At 46.5% G+C, this 230-nt stretch carries 1 protein-coding gene; it reads right to left on the bottom strand.

Annotated features, from left to right (window positions below; all coding sequences use genetic code 11):
• Positions 1-230, bottom strand: a 230-nt coding sequence (locus J3S90_RS15825; RefSeq protein WP_210646990.1) for an MBG domain-containing protein, incomplete at both ends; no start/stop codon positions are given.

Here is a 230-nt window from a genome sequence, read left to right as displayed (position 1 = left end):
ACCGTTCCAGTTACCACAGCGGTTAACGCTGGGTTCGCGTCTCCGTATACTTTGGTTTTATTATCGGCTACCACACTCACGTTGATCGCTTTTGGTGTTACCATTAATAGCGCGTCTGTTGTGCTTATCGTATAGTTTGGATTACTGCCTAAAGCCACTGCAATTGGATAGCTTCCTACTGCTGAAGTCGTCGTAGCGGTAGTGCTTAACGTATAGTCAATCACATCGCC

Origin of the sequence: Flavobacterium flabelliforme (genome assembly GCF_017948675.1) — a bacterium.
Taxonomy (GTDB): domain Bacteria; phylum Bacteroidota; class Bacteroidia; order Flavobacteriales; family Flavobacteriaceae; genus Flavobacterium; species Flavobacterium pygoscelis.
Note: the sequence above shows the minus strand (reverse complement) of the source record. Positions and strands in the feature narration are given on the sequence as shown.